Here is a 15,268-nt window from a genome sequence, read left to right as displayed (position 1 = left end):
GGAACAAGTCCGGGGTGACGGTCGCGTGCGGCTTCCGATGCGACGTAGGCGAAGGTGCCGCGCAGGTCAGTTTAGCGCCAGCCGAGCGCCGGGGCGACGTGGCGGAGGATGTTATCCAGCACATGCGCGTTATAGTCGACGCCGAGCTGGTTCGGGACGGTCAATAGCAGCGTGTCGGCCTCCGCTATGCCTTCGTCGGCGCGGAGCTGCTCGATCAGCCGGTCGGGCTCGGCGGCGTAGGAGCGGCCGAACACCGCGCGCATATTGTCGATGACGCCGATCTGGTCGCCGCCGCCGTCGCGCCCGAAATAGGCGCGGTCGCGGTCGTCGGTCAGCGCGAAGATCGACCGCGAGACCGACACGCGCGGGGTGCGCGTGTGGCCCGCCGCCGCCCATGCGTCGCGATAGGCGCGAATCTGGCGCGCCTGCTGGACGTGGAACGGCTCGCCGGTTTCATCAGCCTTCAGCGTCGAGCTTTGCAGGTTCATGCCCTGCTGGGCCGCCCAGACGGCGGTGGCGTTCGAGGCCGAGCCCCACCAGATCCGGTCGCGCAGGCCGGGGGCGTGCGGCTCCAGCCGGAGCAGGCCGGGCGGGTTGGGGAACATCGGCTGCGGATGGGGCTTGGCGAACCCCTCCCCGTTCAACAGCCGCAGGAAGAGTTCGGTGTGGCGACGCCCCATGTCGGCGTCGCTTTCGCCGGGTTTGGGAGCGTAGCCGAAGTAGCGCCAGCCCTCGATCACCTGTTCGGGCGAGCCGCGGCTGATGCCGAGTTGCAGCCGACCGCGCGCGATCAGGTCCGCCGCGCCGGCATTCTCGGTCATGTAGAAGGGATTTTCGTAGCGCATGTCGACGACGCCGGTGCCGATCTCGATCGTGCGCGTCTTCGCGCCGACGGCCGCGAGCAAGGGGAAGGGCGAGCCGAGCTGCTGCGCGAAATGGTGGACGCGGAAATAGGCGCCGTCCGCGCCGAGTTCTTCGGCCGCGACCGCGAGGTCGATCGACTGGAGCAGCACGTCGCTGGCCGAGCGGGTGGCGGAGCCATGCGCGTCGGACCAGTGGCCGAAGGAGAGGAAGCCGATCTTTTTCATGGGATTGTTCCGTCAGAATGCTCGTCATTGCGAGCGGAGCGAAGCAATCCAGGGCCACACCCGGACGCTCTGGATTGCTTCGCTCCGCTCGCAATGACGAAAGGATTACGCCGCCGCGCGCTCGTCGAAGCTGCGTCGCGCTTCCTCGACATGCGGCATGTTGTCGATCGTCCAGCGGTACAGCGCCTTGAACGGCTGGTGCAGCGAGCGACCGAGCGGGGTGATCGCATATTCGACCGCGACCGGCGACGCCGGGATCACGCGCCTGGACACCATGCCGTTGCGCTCCAGCCGGCGCAGACATTGCGTCAGCGCCTTTTGCGTCACACCCTCCAGATGGCGGCGGATCGCGTTGAAGCGCATCGGCCCGGCGTCGAGCACGGTCAGCACCATCATCGACCATTTGTCGGCGATCTGATCCAGCAACGTGCGGCTGGGACAGGACACGGAGAAATGCTGACAGGTGACGGCGGTTTCCATGAATATACCTAGTCGATCGCAGGTGCGTTATTGACGTCAGGTTTCCAATATATACCTGAAGGGCCGACACCACAAGAAGAAGGCCCGTTCATGTCCTCCGCCTCGGTCGATACCCTGTTCCGTCCGTTCTCACTCGGCTCGCTGGAGCTGCCCAACCGCATCGTGATGGCGCCGATGACGCGCACCATGGCCCCGGACGGCGTACCCGGCGAGGCCAATGCGGCTTATTACCGCCGCCGCGCCGAGGGTGGCGTCGGGCTGATCCTGTCGGAGGGCACGGTGATCGACCGACCGTCGTCGCGCAACCATCCGGGCATCCCGTTCTTCCACGGCGACGCGGCGCTGAACGGCTGGAAGGGCGTGATCGACGCCGTGCATGACGCGGGCGGCAAGATGGGGCCGCAGATCTGGCACACCGGCGCGACCAACGGCCCGCCCGCCGGCGACTGGGCCCCGCCGCAGCCGGTCGAGAGCCCGTCGGGCTATAACGCGCCCGAGGAAGCGCGCGGGCAGGCGATGAGCGACGCGGATGTCGCCGACACGATCGCCGCCTTCGCGCGCGCCGCCGGGGAGGCGAAGGCGCTCGGCTTCGACACGGTCGAAATCCATGGCGCGCACGGCTATCTGATCGACCAGTTCTTCTGGGGCGGCACCAACCAGCGCGACGACCTTTACGGCGGCGCGACGATCCGCGAACGGTCGCGCTTCGCGGGCGAGGTGGTGAAAGCGGTGCGCGAGGCGGTGGGGCCGGACTTCCCCGTGATCCTGCGCATCAGCCAGTGGAAGCAGCAGGATTATCGCGCGCGGCTGGCCGAGACGCCGGAGGCGATGACCGACTGGCTGCTGCCGCTGGTCGAGGCGGGCGCGAACGTGCTGCATTGTTCGCAGCGGCGGTTCTGGGAGCCGGAGTTCCCGGAGATCGACGGCGCGGAGGGGCTGAACTTCGCGGGCTGGGCCAAGAAGCTGACCGGCGCGGCGACGATCAGCGTCGGATCGGTCGGGCTGTCGGGCGAATTCCTGGCGGCGTTCGGCGGCGAGGCGTCGACCAGCACCGATCTCGACCGGCTGGTGACGCGGATGGAGCGCGACGAATTCGACCTGATCGCGGTCGGCCGCGCGCTGATCAGCGATCCGGAATGGGTGGCCAAGGTGCGCGCGGGCGACGCCGCCGGGCTGCGCGGGTTCGAGGCGAGCGCGCTGAAGGAACTGGTGTGATCCTGACCATGGGTTACTGATCGCCATTGCCTCCCCCGACACGGTCGATACAGTGGCCGCGTTGGGGGAGTATGACGATGCGTTGGTTGACGATGGGGGCGGTGTGCGCGCTGGCGACGGGCGCGGCGCAGGCGAAGGACGTGCCGCTGTATCAACCCGCGCCTGACTGGGTGAAGCCGGCACCGCCGATCACCCCGGCGCAACTGACCGCCTCCGCGCCGATCTACGTCCTGCTCGACACGCAGGAGCGGCTGAAGGACGGGCAGGTCTGGCGCTATGTCGATTCCGCCACCCGCGTCGCCTCGCAAGAGATCATGACGCAGGCCGGGATGCTCAACATCCCGTGGCAGCCCGACCAGGGGGACGTGATCGTCCATAAGGTCGAGATCATCCGCGGCAACGAGCATATCGACCTGCTGGCGGGCGGCAAGCGCTTTACGGTGCTGCGCCGCGAACAGAAGCTGGAACAGCGCGAGATCGACGGCACGCTGACCGCCAACATGCCGATCGAGGGGCTGCGGATCGGCGATGTCGTGCACACCACCATCTCGGTCACGAACCATGACAAGGCGCTGGCGGGGAACGTCCAGGCGTCGGCCGGGCTGCCCGCCGCGCCGTTCCGCGCCGGTTTTACCCGCACCCGCTTCCTCTGGCCCGCCGATGCCGCGATCCGGTGGAAGAGCTATGCCGAGGGCGGCAAACCGCCGGTGCTGTCGACCGTGGGCGGTGAGCGCGAGCTGCTGATCGAGGGCACCTTGCCCAAGCAGCCCGAGCAGCCGGACGACGCCCCGCCCCGCTTCCGCAAGGCGCCGTTCGTGGAGGTGACGAGCTTCGCGGACTGGGCGGCGGTGTCGCGGACGATGGCGCCGCTCTATGCCACCGACGGGCTGATCGCGCCCGGCAGCCCGCTGGCGGCCGAGGTGGCGCGGATCAAGGCGGCCGAGAGCGATCCGCTGAAGCGGGTCGCGCTGGCGCTGGACCTGGTGCAGGAGAAGGTCCGCTATCTCTACAACGGAATGGCCGGCGGCAATTACACGCCGCAGACGCCCGCCGACACCTGGGCGCTGCGCTATGGCGACTGCAAGGCCAAGACGCTGCTGCTGCTGTCGCTGCTCCATGCGCTGGATATAGGGGCGGAGGCGGTGCTGGCGCCCGCGCAGGCCGGCGACCTGCTCGACGGGCGGCTCGCCTCGCCGGGGGCGTTCGACCATGTGCTGGTGACGGCGAAGGTCGGGGACGAGACGCTGTGGCTGGACGGGACGATGACGGGCACGAAGCTGGCCGATATCCGCGACGTGCCAGCGTTTCGTACCGTGCTGCCGCTGCGCAAGACGGGCGCACAGCCGCTGGCGGTGCCGTTCCGCGCGCCCGCGCGCCCGAGCGGGGAGGCGTTCGTCGAGCTGGACCAGCGCGCCGGCATCACGATGCCGATCCTCGCCACCGTCAGGATGACGATGCGCGGGCAGACCGGTGCGATGATCGGGCTGATCGCCAGCCAGGCGACCCCCGAGCAGACGCGCGAGATGGCGCAAGGCGCGGTCAACTCGCTGCTGAGCGACGTGCGGCTGACCGACCAGTCGCTGGCGTTCGATCCGGCGACCGGGATCGGGACGCTGACCGCCAGCGGGATCGTCGCCAGCAAATGGGAGCGCGCGCGCGGCCGCAAGCGGATGACGCTGGACCGGACGGTCGCCGACCTGTCGTTCGCGCCGGATCGCACCCGCCCGGCGTGGCGCGCGATCCCGGTGGCGATCGGCGCGCCGGACCGCACCCTCTATCACATGCGCCTGCACCTGCCGGGCGACGGCAAGGGATACGAATTGTCGGGCGACCGCGCGCTGGAGGGCGCGATCGCCGGGCGGACGGTGGCGCGGCGGGTCGCGTTCGATGGCGCGACGATCAGCGTCGACGACGAACTGACCGTGGTGCAGCCGGAGATCGCCGCCGACGCGATCCCGGCCACCCGCGCGCGCGTGGCGCTGGCGCAGTCGCGCAGCCTGGAGGCGGTCGCGCCCGCCGTCGCGCCGTCGCATGTCGCCGAGGTGGCCGCCGCGAAGCGCAGCGGCGCGCTCAAGCCCTATGAACTGGCCTATGCCAAGTCGATCGCCAATAATCCCGAGGACAAGGGCGTCTATACCAACCGCGCCTATTACCGGGTCGGCATCTACGACTATGCGGCCGCGATCCCCGACGTCAGCAAGGCGATCGAGATCGAGCCGGATGCCGACCTCCATCTGTGGCGCGCCAGCCTCTACGAGATCGCCGGCGACGCCAAGAAACAGCGCGCCGACCTGGAGGAAGCGATGCAACTCGCGCCCGACCGGAGCGGGCCGGTGACGCAGCTGGCGCAGTTCATGGTCGACCATGGCGAAAAGGACGCCGCGCTGGCGATGATCGACGAACGGATCGCAGCGGGGGGCACCGAGGCGGCCACCTATATGTCGATCAAGGGCGACCTGCTGGCGCGCACCGGCGCCAGCGATGCGGCGGTCAAGACGCTGGACGAGGCGATCGCCGCCAACCCCGGGAACGCCGGCCTGCTCAACAGCCGCTGCTGGATCAAGGGCACGATGCGCGTCCAGCTGGACAGCGCGATCAAGGATTGCACGCAGTCGATCGAGCTGAGCAAGAACCGCGTCGCCGCGCTGGACAGCCGCGCGATGGTGTACTTCCGCCTCGACCGGCTTGAGGAGGCGCTGACCGATCTGGCGGCGGTGCTGGAGGAAGCGCCGACGCAGGCCGCCAGCCTCTATATGCGCGGCGTGATCGAGACGCGGCAGGGCAGGAAGGCGGAGGGCAGCGCCGACCTGCTGGCCGCGCGGACGATCGCGCCGCTGATCGACAGGGATTATACGCGCTGGGGCATCCGCCCGTGACCGGGCCGTCGTAACGGGCGGCGCCCCGCCCGCCCGGACCCGCGCTGGGTCGGGGCGGGCCGGACGTCGGCTCATGCGGCACCATGCCCCTCCTGGCGGGACACCCGCGCGGATAGCGCCGTGCTTGTCGCTTCGGTCCCTCACCCCGGCGAAGGCCGGCGTTCATGTTTCCGCCACCGCGACGCGTCGTGCATGCGCGGGACGGTGGATGGCGGCACAATCCGACATGAGGACAGGCGCTTCACAGCGCTTTCTATCTGGTCCGAAGTTCAGGCTTCCGTCGGGCCAATGACGGTGCGGGTGCGGCACCATGGATCCCGGCCTTCGCCGGGATGACGGGAAAGGGATATTCGACGACAAGTAACCGGACGCCCCCTGATCCATCTTAGCCCATCACATTGTTATCTTGAGAGTTTTCTGGAACATCCGGCACGCGCGCCGGGTTCATCCCGTCATTCGATGATGATGGGAGACGAGTCCGATGCCGACCGACCAGGACAGCTTGCGCGAACTGTTCATCACCGGACTGCGCAACGCCCATGCGGTGGAAAAGCAGGCGCTGTCGATCATGACGCCGCAGATCGCGCGGATCGAACATTACCCGGAAGTGGCCGAGCGGCTGCGCGAGCATGTCGATGAAACCAACGGCCAGATCGAGCGGCTGGACGAACTGCTCGCCGCGTTCGACACCAGCGGATCGGCGCTGAAGGACGCGGCGCTGAGCATGACCGGCGGCATGGCGGCGATGACGCACAGCCTGGCGGGCGACGAGATCATCAAGAACAGCTTCGCCAATTTCGCCTTCGAGCATTTCGAGATCGCGAGCTACAAATCACTGCTGGTGCTGGCCGAGGACGGCGGGTTCGGGCAGGCGATGACCCCGCTGCGCCAGACGCTGGACGAGGAAGTCGCGATGGCGCGCTGGATCGACGAAGCGCTGCCGACCGTCACCCGCCGCTATGCCACGCTCTACGCCGAGGGCGGCAGCGGCCACGCCAAAGCGTGATCGCGATGGCGACCACCCGGCGCTGCCCCGCCGGCCATCCGTCACGATCGGCGGAAGCCCCGGTGGACGGTCGCGCATCCCTTTGCCCCGCCCGCGCGTAGGATACGATAGCGACGGAGAATGACATGACCGACAAGCAACCGATGCAGGCCGATGGCGAGGGCACGACGCCGCACCTGCCCGACGCGAATGGCGAGGTCGCCAGCCGCCGCGACAGCGCGGGCGAGAGCCAGGGCGGCGCCTATCCCAACCCGCACAAGGGCAAGGAGGGCGGCCATTTCCACGGCGGGCAGACCGAACGCGCCTATCACGGCACCGGGCAACTTGGCGACCAGAAGACCGGGGACCAGCCCAACGCCGGATCGACCGAATAACCGCGACGCCTCCACCATTGCAGAATGTTGCTGATCCCGGCTAATCGGAACGCCGGTTTCAGCGAGCCACCATGACCTCCCTCTCCCTGCTCATTGTCGAAGACGACGCGGTCCTGCGCGATCAATTGCAGCAACAGCTGACGGCGTTCGGCCACACCGCCGTCGCCGCCGGGGACGCGCAGCGCGCGATGGAGGCGATCGCCAACCACCGGTTCGATGCGGTGGTGCTGGACCGGATGCTGCCGGGGCTGGACGGCGTGACCCTGCTGGAGCGGATGCGCGCCGCCGACCTGCACGTCCCCGTCCTGATGCTGACCGCGCTCGGCCAGTCCAGCGAGAAGGTCGAGGGGCTGAACGCCGGGGCGGACGATTATGCGGTGAAGCCGATCGATCCCGAGGAGCTGAACGCGCGGCTGCAGGCGCTGGCGCGCGCGCGCGGCTGGGCACCGACCGCCAGCGACACGCTGACGGTCGGCGAGTTCACGATCAGCCCGACGCGGCATCGCGTGTGGCGGAATGGCGTGTCGCTGGACCTGCCGCGCACCGAGTTCAAGCTGATTACCGAATTGGCGCGTCATGCCGGGACGGTGATGACGCGGTCGATGCTGATCGAGCGCGTGTGGCACTATGATGTCGAGCCGACGACCAACATCGTCGACGCCTATATCCGGCGGTTGCGCGTCCATCTGACCGCCGATGGCGCGATCGATCCGATCGTCACGGTACGCGGCGTCGGCTATATGATGCGTGATGATTGACGCCGTTCCGTATCGTCGTCGCGGACGGGTTCAGCGGAGCACGCGTTCGCCAGCGTTGGCGATAGACGGTTGTGCCGTATCGTCCGCCCGGGCCTGCGCGGAGGTGACAGCGCGTTGGATCCGATCTCTCGTCGGTCGCAACGGTCGCGAACACGGGCCGGGCGACGACGGTGATGGTCCGATCGGGCCGGGACGACGTCGGGACGCGATGGCGCGATGATGAGGCTGCGCTCGCTTCGGGCGCTGACCGGGGCGTTCGTCGCCGTCTTCCTGCTGGTGACGATCGGCGCGGCGCTGGCGGTGCACCAGCGCACGCAGGCGACGATCCGTGCGCTGGTCGATGCGCGGCTGGCGGCGGAGAGCCGCGCGCTGGCCCCCGATGGCGTCATGTTGCCGATCGCGGTGCTGGCCGCGCGGATCGAGATGCTGGCGCGCGCACGCGAGACCGGCGACCTGGGTTTCGAGCTGATCGACCGCGACGGCACGCGCCGCGCCGGCAATGTGCGGGTCCGCCGCACGCTGCCGACCGGCTTCTCGACGCTGGGGCGCGGCGATGCGATTGCGGGGCTGACGCACGGTCGGGTGCTGGTCCGGCGGTTGGCGGATGGCGCGACGCTGGTGACGGTCGGCGAGACGGAGCCGATCGACGATTACGACCGTGCGCGCGTGCGGATCTATGCGATCGGTTTCGGCGCGATCGCCTTGCTGGTCGCGGCGGCGGCGATCGTGCTGATGCGCGCGATCCGGCGGCGGATGATTGATATCGACGATGCCGCGCGTGCGATCATGGCCGGCGACCTGTCGCGGCGCGTGCCGGTCGACGGGTCGGGCAGCGAGTTCGAGCGGACCGCGGTGACGATCAACCGGATGCTGGACCGGATCGGCGAGCTGATGGCCGCCACCGCCGAGACGTCCAGCGCGATCGCGCACGAGTTGCGCACCCCGCTGACACGGTTGCGCAACCGGCTGGCGATGCTGGCGCGCGACGATCTCGCGCCGCCGGCGGGAGTGGAGGTGGAGGCGGCGCTGGGGGATGTCGACGTGGCGCTGGGGACCTTCGCCGCGCTGTTGCGGATCGCCGAGGTCGAGAATGGCGCACGGCGTGCGGGCTTCTCGCGCGTGCGGCTGGACAGGATCGCGCGGGACGCCGCCGACATGATGCGGCCGCTCGCCGAGGATGCGGGCGGTAGCCTGACGCTGGAGGCGGCGTCGGCCGTCACGGTGACCGGCGACGCGCAATTGCTGATGCAGGCGCTGCTCAACCTGATCGACAATGCGCTGAAATATGGTGACGGCGCGGTGCGGGTGGCGGTGCGCGACGAGGGCGCGCAGGCTTCGCTCGTGGTCGAGGATCGCGGTGCGGGGATCGCGCCCGACCAGCGCGCGGTGGCGCTGCGCCGGTTCGGGCGGCTGGATCAGGAGCGCCCCGGCCATGGGCTGGGGCTGGCGCTGGTCGATGCTGTGGCGCGGCTGCACCACGGCGCGGTGACGCTGGACGACGCGCAACCGGGGCTGCGCGTCGTCCTGTCGGTGCCGATGCGATGACGGCGACGATCAGAAGTTGATGGTGCCCTCCAGCCCCATCGTGCGCGGCGCGTTGAAGTTGGCGTAATCGCCCAGCACCAGCGCGTTCGCCGCCGAGCGGCGATAGATGAAGGCGTTGTTGAACAGGTTGCGGCTCCACGCAGCCAGCGTGAAGCGCTGCCCGTGATCGTTGAGCCGGATGTCCGCCAGCGCGATCCGTCCGTTGACGATGAAGGTCGGGTCGGTCTTCGTGCTCTCGTTCTGGAAGCTGTAGACGCTGCTGCCGTAATTGCCGTCGATGTGGAAGCGCAGCTTCGTGTCGCCGCCGCCGACCGGCACCTCGTAATCGGCATAGGCCGATGCCGCGTTGCGCGGGGTGTAGACGACATAGACCTGATACAAGGCGTTGTTCAGGAACGGGTTCGGCGTCGCCGGCACATGCGTGTAGGTGTAGGAATAGGCGCCGCCCAGCGTCACGCCGTCCACCGGCCGCACCGTCAGATCGGCCTCGATCCCGCGAATGCGCGACATGCCGGGGGCGTTGCGCGTCTCCTCGGTATGCAGGTTGAAGGTCGGGTTGGGCGTGACGCCGTCCGCCAGGAACTGCCGCGTGTCGACATTGTCGAAGTCGGTCTGCGTGCCCTTGCGGTCCATGATATAGCCGGCGAGGTTCAGGCGGACGCGGCGATCGAACAGGTCCATCTTCGCGCCGACTTCATAGGACTTGATCGACTCCGGCCCGAACGACGCGAAGGTCTGCGACCGGTCGTTGGCGCCGCCGGCCCGATAGCCGGTCGCGTATTTGGCATAGACGTGCGCGTTGGGCGTCAGGTCATAGGCGATCGTCGCCATCGGATCGAAGCGGCCGTTGTCGAACCGGAAACCGTAATTGGTCGGCTTGTTCTGGACGGTGAACAGCACGCCTTTGCGCTTGTCCTTGGTATAGCGGCCACCGACCGTCAGGTGCAGCGCGTCCGCCCCCGCCGGCGTCCAGGTCGCCTGCGCGAAGGCGGCGTAGCTGTGCGCCTTCGCCCAGCTATCGCGCTGGACGTAGCGCGAGCCATAGGCCCAGCCCTGATTGCCCGAGGCGATCGTGCCGGTGACGATCGGGCTGAGGATCGTATAGCCGGTGCCGTCGGCGTTCCACTGGTTCGACGACGGCGTGGCCGCCGCCTCCTCCGCGCGTTCGGTATAATAATAGAGGCCGGCGACATAATCGAGCCCGCCGGCATGGCCGACCAGCTGCAGTTCCTGGCTGAACTGGTTCTGGCGCAGGTCGGAAAGGCTGTAGCGGCTGAACTTGCCGTTCGGCACGAAGACCGTGCGGTGCGCGCCGCCCGAATTGTCCCACTGGCTGGTGTCGACCCCGCGCCACGCGGTGATCGAGCGCAGTTCCAGATCCGGCGTGATCTCATATTTGATCGTCGAGGACAGGCCGTGCGTCTTGTCGACGCTCAGCTGCTGCGGCACGCCGATGTCCGCCGCCTTCATGCGCCGGTCGCCGGCGGCCTGGACCAGCGCGGGCAGCGGGGCGATGCAGGTGGCGGCACCCGCCGGGCAGACCAGCTTCGTGCCGGTGTAGCTGCCGACCGGCAGGTTCTTCGGATTGTAGGTGACGAGCTGGCTGTAGAACGGCGTGTTCTCGTCATGCGCCTGATCGTAGGCGACCAGGATCGACAGGCCATCGACCGGCTTCCACAGCGCCGACAGGCGGCCGCCGTAGCGGTTGTAGTAATTCCAGCCGTAATTGCCCGGCAGCGGGTTGGTGGTGGTGGCGTTCTGATGCTGGACCAGCCCGTCGAGCTTGAAGGCGATGTTGGCGATTTCCGGCAGGTCGAGGTGCAGCTCGCCAGTATACTGACCGTAGTTGCCGAAGCCCGCGGTGGCGCGACCATCGAATTCGCCGGTGGGCGCCTTGGTGACGATGCTCAGCGCGCCGCCTTCGGTGTTGCGGCCGAACAGCGTCCCCTGCGGCCCGCGCAGCACCTCGACGCGCTCGACGTCGAACAGCGCGGCGTTCAGCCCCTGCGAGCGGCCGAGGTTCACGCCGTCGATATAGACGCCGACGCCGGTGTCGCGCGCGGTCTGGTTCTGGTCGAAGGGAACGATGCCGCGGATGCCGACGGTCAGCGCGGATTGCCGCGCCTCGAAGGTGGCGACGCGCAGCGACGGGATCGCGCCGTCGGCCAGATCGATCAGGCTCTGGATGTGGCGGTCCTTGATGACCTGCGGATCGACCACCGAGATCGCGATCGGCGTCTTCTGCAGATTGGTCTCGCGACGCGTCGCGGTAACGACGACATCCGGCACGCCGTTCACATCGTCGGCAGCGGCGGGCGTCGTGGCGTCGGCGGGTGCGGCAGCAGGCGTTTCGGCGCGTGCGACGCCGGGCGTCAGTGCCGCGAGCATCGCGGAGCCCGCCATGATTTCCCAGCGACGGCTGGAGAAGATGAACATCAAATAACCCCTAGAGCTTCCCTAAACGAGAGCGCCCCTAGAACCGGCATATGAATTGATGATGACACCATTGTCACAAATGTAGTATCTCTATTTCATCTTCTTTTCATTTTCAAATTCATAACAGATAACACACTATACGGCACATAACTTTTAATACGCATCTACTTTATCAGACCATCATTCAGTCTATGACGTTGCTTTGATCTGAAGCGCACCGGTGCGCCAATTGTGCAGGCATTCGAACGTCGCACAACGACATGATTGCAGGTGCGGCGCGACGGATGCCGGAGCGGCTTCGGACCGTCCCGGGCGACGATGCAGGACGCGAAAGTCGATCCGCGGGCGGGCGTGAATTTGCCCGCCGTCGCGCGCACTGCTACCCGCGCGGCGATTCGCTTTTGATCGAAGGACCGCGCGCATGATCCCCCGCTATTCCCGCCCCGACATGGCCGCGATCTGGGAGCCGGAGGCGCGCTATCGCATCTGGTTCGAGATCGAGGCGCATGCCACCGACGCGCTGGCCGAACTGGGCGTGGTGCCGAAGAGCGCGGCGGAGGCATTGTGGCGCTGGTGGGCGACCAACCCGACGATCGACGTTGCGGCGATCGACGCGATCGAGGCCGTCACCAAGCATGACGTGATCGCGTTCCTGACCTGGGTCGCCGAGCAGGTCGGCGACGAGGCGCGCTTCATGCACCAGGGGATGACGTCGTCGGACGTACTCGACACCACCCTCTCGGTGCAGTTGACGCGCGCATCGGACATCCTGCTGGCCGATCTCGACCGGCTGCTGGAGGTGCTGGAGCGCCGCGCCAAGGAGCACAAGCTGACCCCGACGATCGGGCGCAGCCATGGCATCCATGCCGAGCCGGTGACGTTCGGGCTGAAGCTGGCGCAGGCCCATGCCGAGTTCCGCCGCAACCGCGCGCGGTTGGCGATGGCGCGCGAGGATATCGCGACCTGCGCGATCTCCGGCGCGGTCGGCACGTTCGCGAACGTCGATCCGCGCGTCGAGGCGCATGTCGCCGACAAGCTGGGGCTGGCGATCGAGCCGGTGTCGACGCAGGTCATCCCGCGTGACCGGCACGCGATGTTCTTCGCGACGCTGGGCGTGATCGCCAGCTCGATCGAGCGGCTGGCGACCGAGGTACGGCACTTGCAGCGCACCGAGGTGCTGGAAGCGGAGGAATATTTCTCGCCCGGGCAGAAGGGCTCGTCGGCGATGCCGCACAAGCGTAACCCGGTGCTGACCGAGAATTTGACCGGCCTGGCCCGCATGGTGCGCGGCTATGTCACCCCGGCGCTGGAGAATGTCGCGCTGTGGCACGAGCGCGACATCAGCCACTCTTCGGTCGAGCGCTACATCGGGCCGGATGCGACAATCACGCTCGACTTCGCGCTGGCGCGGCTGACCGGGGTGGTCGACAAGCTGCTGGTCTATCCGGAGCGGATGCAGAAGAATCTCGACCGGATGGGCGGCCTCGTCCATTCGCAGCGCGTGCTGCTGGCGCTGACGCAGGCGGGGGTAAGCCGCGAGGACGCCTATCGGCTGGTGCAGCGCAACGCGATGAAGGTGTGGGAATCGGACGGCGCGCTGTCGTTGCAGGAATTGCTGAAGGGCGACGCGGAGGTGACGGCGGCGCTGTCGACCGCCGAGATCGATGAAAAGTTCGACCTGGGGTATCACTATCGCCATGTCGACACGATCTTCGATCGCGTGTTTGGCGGGTGAGGCGTGGGCGAGTCGCGCGTGCCCGGATCGTCGTTGCTTTCCGTTTCGTTGACACCGCGATTGCAAATGCTGCACGTGCGAATGCGTTGTTCGATTATTGCGGAAAAGGGTAATAAATTGCATTTGCCTCCGTGCCGGTACATCCCGGCATTCGGAGACTATCCCCATGCGTATGTTCGAAACCGCTGCCAGCACCGCGCTGGTTCTGGCGGCTCAGGCGCTGGTGGTCGGCGTGGTGTTCACCACGCTCTGACGCATCGGCAGACCGCCCCTCTGACGAGGGGCGGCCAGGCCGTCTCCCGAGCTTCATGAACATTCTGGGCGCCGTGCTGGCGGGCGGTAGCGCGACCCGCTTCGGCAGCGACAAGGCGCTGGCGTTGCTGGATCGCGAGCCGCTGATCGATCACGCCGCGCGCAGCCTTGCGCCGTATTGCACGACGGTCGTGATCGTGGGCCGTGACCATGGATCGGTGCTGAGCATCCCCGACCTGCCGGTGGCGGGACTGGGGCCGCTGGGCGGGATCGCGGGGGCGCTGGCCTATGCCGCGGATCATGGTTTCGACGCGGTGCTGACCACCGCCTGCGACACACCGTTCCTGCCCGAGGCGATCGTGCCCGCATTGCGACAGGCCGCACCCGCGCATGCCGCCGAAGCCCCGACGGTCGGGCTTTGGCCGACACGGCTTGCGACGCCGCTGCTGACGCATCTGCTGTCCGACGGGCCGCGCGCGATCCGGCGCTGGGCGACGTCGGTGGGCGCGACGCCCGTCCTGCCGGGCATCACGCTGTCGAACGTCAACACGCCCGAGGATCTCGCGCGGCTGGTACGCGGTCAGTAGCCATCATCGCGAGCGTAGCCAGACAATCCAGGGAGCCTGGTCCGGCTCTGGATTGCTTCGCTGCGCTCGCAATGACGGGGAAGGTCGGGCAGGCGCGCAGTCTTACTGATAGCCGCCTTCGTCCTCGCGCTCTTCGGCGGCTTCCTCCTGCGCCTCTTCCATTGCGGCGGCCTGTTCGTCGTCGGTGTCGCGCTTGTCGGGGTCGGTCATCATGATCGGGTCTCCTTGCCCTGACCCAACCCGCACCGACGCCTGACGATCCATCGCTATTCGAGCGCGCGCTGCACCGCCGGGGCGATTCGCCGCACGATGATCGCGACACCGCGCGCGTTCGGATGCAGGCCGTCCGGCTGGATCAGTTCGCGCCGCCCGGCCACGCCGTCGAGGAAGAACGGGTACAGCGGCACGCGATACTTGCGTGCGAGCGCGGGATACATGCCCTCGAACGCGCGCGCGTAATCCGCGCCCATGTTCGGCGCGGCGCGCATCCCGGCGAGCAGCACCGGAATGCGGCGTGCGCGCAGCTCGGTCAGGATGCGGTCGAGGTTCGCCTGCGCCTGTCCGGCGGGCAGCCCGCGCAGCATGTCGTTCGCACCGAGCTCGACGATCACCAGATCGGGCGCCCGCCCCAGCCCGCGCAATCCCCAGCGCAGCCGGGCACGGCCCTGCGCCGCCGTGTCGCCGGCGACCCCGCCGTTGCGGACCGTCGCGGCCACGCCCCGCCTCCGCAACTCCGCCTGCAATTGCGCGGTGAAGCCCTGCGCGGGGGGCACCCCGTAGCCTGCCGTCAAACTGTCGCCGAACGCCCATATCAGCGGCGCACGCGGCGCGGCCGCCGCCGGTGCCGCCAGGACTGGGGCCAGCAACATCAGCAGGATCGGATGGACAAGCCACCACCACCCTCCGTATCGACGCG

The 15,268-nt window shown here is 68.1% G+C and carries 12 protein-coding genes; 8 read left to right on the top strand and 4 right to left on the bottom strand.

Going from position 1 to position 15,268, the window contains the following annotated elements:
- Positions 1–71: 71 nt before the first annotated feature.
- Entirely contained in the window at positions 72–1,088 is a 1,017-nt protein-coding gene (locus NS334_RS06960; RefSeq protein ID WP_058755249.1) for an LLM class flavin-dependent oxidoreductase, read from the bottom strand.
- 105 nt (positions 1,089–1,193) lie between these two features.
- Positions 1,194–1,568, bottom strand: coding sequence for a winged helix-turn-helix transcriptional regulator (locus NS334_RS06955; protein WP_058755248.1), 375 nt, complete (start codon positions 1,566–1,568; stop codon positions 1,194–1,196).
- Positions 1,569–1,658: 90 nt separating this feature from the next.
- Here NS334_RS06955 and NS334_RS06950 point away from each other — a divergent pair, with 90 nt between their 5' ends.
- The 6 genes from NS334_RS06950 to NS334_RS06925 all read left to right on the top strand — a co-directional run bounded on the left by NS334_RS06950 (position 1,659) and on the right by NS334_RS06925 (position 9,342).
- Entirely contained in the window at positions 1,659–2,783 is a 1,125-nt protein-coding gene (locus NS334_RS06950) for an NADH:flavin oxidoreductase (RefSeq protein ID WP_058755247.1), read from the top strand.
- A 77-nt stretch (positions 2,784–2,860) separates the two neighbouring features.
- A complete protein-coding gene (locus NS334_RS06945) occupies positions 2,861–5,659 on the top strand; it encodes a DUF3857 domain-containing protein (protein ID WP_241491845.1) in 2,799 nt (932 codons plus the stop codon).
- A gap of 481 nt (positions 5,660–6,140) precedes the next feature.
- Positions 6,141–6,665 (top strand): ferritin-like domain-containing protein, encoded by a 525-nt coding sequence (locus tag NS334_RS06940; protein ID WP_058755245.1) that lies wholly within the window; start codon positions 6,141–6,143, stop codon positions 6,663–6,665.
- 125 nt (positions 6,666–6,790) lie between these two features.
- Complete coding sequence (locus tag NS334_RS06935) at positions 6,791–7,039, top strand: hypothetical protein (protein WP_058755244.1); 249 nt, start codon at positions 6,791–6,793, stop codon at positions 7,037–7,039.
- 71 nt (positions 7,040–7,110) lie between these two features.
- Positions 7,111–7,797 carry a response regulator transcription factor gene (locus NS334_RS06930; RefSeq protein ID WP_058755243.1) on the top strand — a complete coding sequence of 229 codons (687 nt, stop codon included), beginning with the start codon at positions 7,111–7,113 and terminating at the stop codon, positions 7,795–7,797.
- A gap of 216 nt (positions 7,798–8,013) precedes the next feature.
- Positions 8,014–9,342: a HAMP domain-containing sensor histidine kinase gene (locus NS334_RS06925; protein ID WP_058755242.1), complete on the top strand. Its 1,329-nt coding sequence runs from the start codon at positions 8,014–8,016 to the stop codon at positions 9,340–9,342.
- A 9-nt stretch (positions 9,343–9,351) separates the two neighbouring features.
- Here NS334_RS06925 and NS334_RS06920 read toward each other — a convergent pair whose 3' ends face one another.
- Positions 9,352–11,778 (bottom strand): TonB-dependent receptor, encoded by a 2,427-nt coding sequence (locus NS334_RS06920; protein ID WP_058755241.1) that lies wholly within the window; start codon positions 11,776–11,778, stop codon positions 9,352–9,354.
- A gap of 421 nt (positions 11,779–12,199) precedes the next feature.
- Here NS334_RS06920 and purB point away from each other — a divergent pair, with 421 nt between their 5' ends.
- Both purB and mobA read left to right on the top strand, forming a co-directional pair.
- Positions 12,200–13,513, top strand: coding sequence for an adenylosuccinate lyase (purB, locus tag NS334_RS06915; protein ID WP_058755240.1), 1,314 nt, complete (start codon positions 12,200–12,202; stop codon positions 13,511–13,513).
- Positions 13,514–13,821: 308 nt separating this feature from the next.
- On the top strand, positions 13,822–14,352 hold the full coding sequence (gene mobA / locus NS334_RS06910) for a molybdenum cofactor guanylyltransferase (protein WP_058755239.1): 531 nt from the start codon (positions 13,822–13,824) through the stop codon (positions 14,350–14,352).
- 266 nt (positions 14,353–14,618) lie between these two features.
- Here mobA and NS334_RS06905 read toward each other — a convergent pair whose 3' ends face one another.
- A complete protein-coding gene (locus NS334_RS06905) occupies positions 14,619–15,221 on the bottom strand; it encodes an arylesterase (RefSeq protein ID WP_153002619.1) in 603 nt (200 codons plus the stop codon).
- Positions 15,222–15,268: the final 47 nt, after the last annotated feature.

The sequence above is a fragment of the Sphingomonas endophytica genome (assembly GCF_001476895.1).
Taxonomy (GTDB): Bacteria; Pseudomonadota; Alphaproteobacteria; order Sphingomonadales; family Sphingomonadaceae; genus Sphingomonas; species Sphingomonas endophytica_A.
The sequence above is the reverse complement of the archived record's forward strand: the minus strand, read 5'-3'. Positions and strand labels throughout refer to the sequence as shown.